This is a genomic window from Methanoculleus thermophilus, from assembly GCF_001571405.1.
Taxonomy (GTDB): domain Archaea; phylum Halobacteriota; class Methanomicrobia; order Methanomicrobiales; family Methanoculleaceae; genus Methanoculleus; species Methanoculleus thermophilus.
In genome coordinates, this window is sequence record NZ_BCNX01000021.1 from 1 (window position 1) to 5,130 (window position 5,130).

5 protein-coding genes and 1 pseudogene are annotated in these 5,130 nt (G+C 57.1%); 3 read left to right on the top strand and 3 right to left on the bottom strand.

Annotated elements, in window-relative coordinates:
- The 3 genes and pseudogenes from MCUTH_RS11645 to MCUTH_RS11210 form a co-directional block, all read left to right on the top strand.
- A pseudogene (locus MCUTH_RS11645) lies at positions 1 to 132 on the top strand (IS5/IS1182 family transposase); the annotation flags it as partial.
- 64 nt (positions 133 to 196) lie between these two features.
- The gene (locus MCUTH_RS11205) at positions 197 to 1,069 is read left to right on the top strand and encodes a formate/nitrite transporter family protein (RefSeq protein ID WP_066958873.1); all 873 of its coding nucleotides are present in this window, start codon (positions 197 to 199) and stop codon (positions 1,067 to 1,069) included.
- 12 nt (positions 1,070 to 1,081) lie between these two features.
- On the top strand, positions 1,082 to 1,591 hold the full coding sequence (locus MCUTH_RS11210; RefSeq protein WP_066958874.1) for a nucleotide-binding protein: 510 nt from the start codon (positions 1,082 to 1,084) through the stop codon (positions 1,589 to 1,591).
- 82 nt (positions 1,592 to 1,673) lie between these two features.
- Here MCUTH_RS11210 and MCUTH_RS11215 read toward each other — a convergent pair whose 3' ends face one another.
- The 3 genes from MCUTH_RS11215 to MCUTH_RS11225 all read right to left on the bottom strand — a co-directional run.
- Complete coding sequence (locus MCUTH_RS11215; RefSeq protein WP_066958875.1) at positions 1,674 to 3,272, bottom strand: ATP-binding protein; 1,599 nt, start codon at positions 3,270 to 3,272, stop codon at positions 1,674 to 1,676.
- Positions 3,250 to 4,287, bottom strand: coding sequence for a DNA double-strand break repair nuclease NurA (locus MCUTH_RS11220; RefSeq protein ID WP_066958876.1), 1,038 nt, complete (start codon positions 4,285 to 4,287; stop codon positions 3,250 to 3,252). Before MCUTH_RS11220 ends, MCUTH_RS11215 begins: the two co-directional genes overlap by 23 nt.
- Positions 4,287 to 5,130 (bottom strand): ATP-binding protein (locus tag MCUTH_RS11225; RefSeq protein ID WP_394328761.1); only part of this gene is annotated, 844 nt, incomplete at its 5' end. The genes MCUTH_RS11225 and MCUTH_RS11220, both read right to left, overlap by 1 nt.

The following is a 5,130-nucleotide window of genomic DNA, read 5'->3' on the forward strand; positions in this document are numbered from 1 at the left end:
GAACTAAAGGCACGAAAATACTGGTACCAGGTCAAAGAGATCAAGATCAAAGTGATCCTCCATAACCTAACGAAGGCAGTACAAACAGTCGTGATTGTCGTTGTCTGGAAGGAATTCAACAGAGCCGAATAATTAGACCTATCCATTCGGATTACCTGATGGTATAGGTAGGACGTTTAGAGAGGTGTATGAAAAAATGGTGTTCCATCCTCCAGTTGCTATTGTAGCAAAAGCAGGTGACTCCGGAAAGTATAAGGTCGGGCTGCCTGCCTGGAACATGGTTCTGCGCGGTTTCCTGTCTGGAGCCTTCATCGCGATGGGTGCCGCTCTGGCAACGGTCTGTTCAACCGGTGTCCAGGCAACCGACATTGCAATGCGGTTCGGTGCCGCAAGTCCCGGTATCGCCCAGCTCGTTCTGGGTGCAGTCTTCCCTGTTGGGCTTATCATCACAATCCTGACCGGTGCTGAGCTCTTCACCGGCGACGCAATGCTCGCCCCCATGGCGGCTTTTATTCACAAAGTCAGCTGGGCAAAGGTGCTCAATCTCTGGGTCTGGGTATATATTGGTAACTTCATCGGGTCGGTAGTCTTCGCGTACATCATGGCGTACGGCCCGTTTGTCAACTTCGACGCCGCAGGCGCTGCAACGGTCACAGTATTCGGTCAGAGAGCAGTAGCCATAGCAGCCGCAAAGACGAGTTACGTTGGTACAATGGGACTGTGGTCGGCCTTCCTCAAGGCAATCGCCTGTAACTGGCTCGTCAACCTTGCTGTCCTGCTCGGTATCTGTGCTGACGACGCGATCGGTAAGATCGCAGGTATCTGGTTCCCGATCTTCGCTTTCGTTGCCAGCGGATTCGAACACTGTATCGCGAACATGTATTTCATCCCGGCAGGTATCTTCGTTACAGGCATTGACCCCTCATTGTCGGTCGATACCGTTAACTGGGTAACCATGTGGACCAGCAACATTATCCCGGTCACAATCGGCAACATCGTCGGGGGTCTGTTCTTCGTCGGTGTCCTCTACTGGGTCGCGTTCAGAAAGGAAATTGCAGCCCTGAAGTAAACCTGATTGAAGATGCAAATCGGAAATATCAAAGTGAGGGTGACGGCCGTTACACTGGCCGTCTTCCTCTTTTTTGTTGTCCTGGTCGCTCTGTATATCCTCGCAACCGGGGACATATATGCGCTATTTTGGGCAGTTCCAGCGGTACTCATGCTGCTTATCATACCCATGATACTCAATTACATGAGCCAGAAGCAGTATGCGTCGCTGGTGCCAATGTATGAAGCGGAAGCAAAAAACGCCCGGATTCGGGAGATTAACCTGAACAGGCTCGGCGAACCTGTGCGCATAAAGGGCGTCGTCGAGCAGGTGTATTTCCAGTTCCTTAACCGACCGCAGTACCTCGTCGCCGACCGAACAGGTGAGATATCGGTCAAGATGTTCACCTCACCGATGGAGGACGTGCAGAAAGGGGATGTGGTCGAGGTGCTCGGAACCGTCGTCAAACGCTACATCCTGACCGGAGATGCGGTCATCAACTGTGTCTCCATACGGAAAGTCAAGAACAATCAGCAATCCTGATGCCCCAAGAAGCATCATGCAATCCAGTGAAGGGACGGCGGAAACACTGCAGTTTCCAGCCCCATTCACCTTCGCGTTGCACCTAAAACGTCATATCCAGCCCATCGTCGATCGGCTTTGCCTCGGGCCTATTATTGAGATCCTGAATATAATCTTCAAAGAGATGGATCCGGGTGCTTACCGGGAACGGGATCCCGATGGTGCTGATGACCGCCTCTCCTCGTTCAAGCGTCTGAATCTCGGTATCGAGGCGCGAGAGGTCCTGTTTTGCGCTGCTTGCGATCATCTCGCGATCACCGCGGTCTGAAAGTCCCATCACCACGAAGGTGTTCAACTGCGCAAGAACTCGTGCATCGATATTCTTTGGCTGCTGGGTGACCACACAGAGCCCAACACCGAACTTTCGCCCCTCCATCGCGACTTCCCGGAACGTCCGGGTGCTTCCGGATCCCGAGCCCAGCACCCGCTGGGCCTCCTCGATGGTGATCAGCACCTGTCTTGGCTCCTCCGTATCTTTCGTGTCCTCGCCCTGATGAATACGCATGATCCTGCGGGTTATGATTGAGAGGACGAACAGTTCGCTCTGCTCGCTCATTCCAGGAATATCGATCAGGACGACCCTGTTCTCGTGGAGCGCTTTCACGATATCCGGGATCGAGGAGCCCTGTTTCCGGAGGAAATCGCGGTTCCGGTTGAGCATGCCCACGATACGCCGCTGCATCACCGAGAGCGTGCTCGGCGAGAAATTCCTCACGTCCCGGGCAATCCGGGGATGCGGACCGGTGTAGGTGTCGGCATCGAAGGTTGCAAAGTCGGTATGCTGGAAGAAATCGATCACATCGGAGCCCGGGACACTCTCAAGCATCTCCACGACCTCACGCTGCGGCTGCGAGTGCTCGTAGAGCAGGAGAAGGTCGGGCATCCGGAAGTCGCCATAGTCCAGGTAGAGTCGGTTTAACCCGTACTTCTTCCGGAATCCCTCCGGGCGGGTGGAGAAGACCGCAAGGCCGTCCCGGCCGGCCTGATAGTGCAGGAGCCCTTGAGTGCTCTCTCCAGTCGATGACCGGCCTCCAGCCACATACTCACCGTGGGGATCGACAATGAGGAGCCCGAACTTCCGGGCCCGCATGCAGGAGGCACAGAAGACCTTCATGAAGTTGCTCTTACCCATGCCCGTTGTGGCAAAGACTCCCATATGCTGGCGCATCGCCGCCGAGTGGAGTGCCACCCTCACGTCCCGAAGTACATCCTGGCCGGTCTTCATCACGCCGACCTCGATCTCGCCCATCACCTGCCGCAGGAACGCAAAGTCGCGGGCTTCCGGCAGTTCGACGCGGGAGAACTTCGCAGGAATCGTCCGCGGCTTTCGGAAGGTGCCATCCTTCCCGACGTAACCGAGCGGCATCGCCTCGACAAGGATGAAGACGTTCTCCCCTATCGCGTAAAAGTGCTCTGTGTGAGGGCGGGTATCCCATTTCGGGTCAGAGAAGTTGCAATCGTGGAGAAGGTCGCTCACCTTGGCAAAGAACGTCAGCCCTTTGACGTCATCGACGATCTTTAAGATATCCCCTAAATAGAGTTCTGCGTCATGGGGGACCGCAAACCGGTAACTGAGCACACGGTCCCCGATCAGGCGGTATTTCGAGGCGTCGTCGCCGTCAATATCGATCAAACTCATCATGATAGTCACCAAAGATGCTGATGTAATCGGCAAGATTCATGCCGAGCCGGTCCATCCCCTGCATGATATCCTGGCGGATCTGATCGACCGCATCCTTCCCGATCTTGGTGGTGAGGTGCGCATCGAGAAGCGGATAGGGGTAGCCCGGCACTCTCCCGTCATCGGCAAAGAAGGAGAGCGCGGAGAAGACCCGGTCGACCATTTCAGGGCTATAGTACTTGGGGATCTCCACCTTGAACGCCCGTTCTGCCCGGCGGTGCAGCCGCGCGACGTACTGCTCGCCTCTCTGCTTCCAGGCACGCGTCTCCAGGCGATCGATCAGGCCCTCGACAGCGGAGACGCAGAGGTACCAGGGCGCGGGGACCCCGAGATCACGTGCAAGTTCTTCCGCCGCCGGGAGGATCGGGTATCCCCCGCCCCAGGTGAGGGATGTCCGTTTCGTCACCGCGGCGATGAGCACGCCCCTGAGGTTGCAGAGGTTCAGGAGTTTCTCGACGATCTCATCATGGCTTGCATGACGGACCTGAAGCGTGCCGTCAAGGACGATGAGATCTCCGGCCTTGAGTTCCTCGGCCATCTCCATCGCAGTCCAGTACTCAAGGGTATCCCGTATGACCGCAGTGTTCCGGACGGGATCGTCATGATCGAGGTGCACCTTCGGGGAACAGCGGAAACAGTCGTAAAAAAGTGCATCAAAGTCCTCATTTCCCACCCCGGGGTTGACCGTGACGATATGGAGAGGCGTCGTCCGACGGCAGAGGCATGTCTCGCCGGAGTACACGCTGACCGATGCCCGGACTGCGGCGATAGCAAAACTGCCGGCATCGAGGACGACGGCATCGCTCCCGTCCACCGCGCAGACAGCCCCGTCAAACTCAGGCAGGCAATGCAGATAGGATGCCGCATCAAACCCGCCCTTAACTGAGAACTGCCTGGAAAGGTCCTCCGGGACGGAGTCGCGGATCCTTCCGGCAATCCGCCAGATTGCATCCCGGTAGTGAGTGCTCGGGTCCATCACTCAATCTCCCGGACTCTGCTTGCCTGATCCGCACCCATCTCGACCACGAGCGTCGTCGAGAATTCATCCTGTACCTCGGAGATATGGGATATGAGGAGGATCTGGGGGAAATGTACCTCTTGCGTCCTGAGCGCTCGCAAGAGGTTGCTTCGCCGCTCTTCATCCTGGCTCCCAAAGATCTCATCAAATATCAGGAACGTGGAGTCATGCACCTGGTTCACCTCGGCGATGAACCGGGAGAGGGCAATCCGGAGGGCAATGGCAATGTCGTCCTGCTCACCGCCGCTGAATCGCTCGGCCGGGTAGTCATCTCCCATATCATTGACAAGAACAGTGAAGTCGTCGTCCAGCAGCACGGTGCCATACCGCCCGTCGGTGATCTCGGCAAGGACCCTTCCCGCCTCCTCCTCGATCCGGTCCCGGACCACCTGGAGGAGGTAGTCTGTATAGTCCCTAATGAGCGAGCGGGTCAGTTTGAGGCGCCCGATCTCCTCGGCGAGCATCTCGTGCCGCCGGGCGAGATCCTCGGCACGGGAGAGTCTCTCGGTCTCACCCTCGATATCAGTCTTCAGGCTGCCGATTCGGGCAGTCGCTGCGTACTTCTGCTCCCGCGCCGTAGCAAGGTTTCTCTCGCAGTCAGCGATAGTCCCCTCTGCTGCCGCGACCGCACTCTCGTCAAAGCCCAGGTCAGCGATATCCGTCTCGATCTGGAGCAGTTCAGCCTCACGGCTCTCAAGGAGGCTTCGCTTCGCATCCAGCGCCTGGGAGAGCCGCGAGAGTCCTTCGAGGCGCACACGGAGTTCAAACGCTCTCTGGAATGCTGCTTCGGCACGGTTGCAT

Excerpts from the sequence above, each read along its gene's own strand:
- MCUTH_RS11205 (WP_066958873.1), top strand. The coding sequence starts at position 197 with ATGGTGTTCCATCCTCCAGTTGCTATTGTAGCAAAAGCAGGTGACTCC.
- MCUTH_RS11210 (WP_066958874.1), top strand. The coding sequence starts at position 1,082 with ATGCAAATCGGAAATATCAAAGTGAGGGTGACGGCCGTTACACTGGCC.
- MCUTH_RS11215 (WP_066958875.1), bottom strand. The coding sequence starts at position 3,272 with ATGATGAGTTTGATCGATATTGACGGCGACGACGCCTCGAAATACCGC.
- MCUTH_RS11220 (WP_066958876.1), bottom strand. The coding sequence starts at position 4,287 with ATGGACCCGAGCACTCACTACCGGGATGCAATCTGGCGGATTGCCGGA.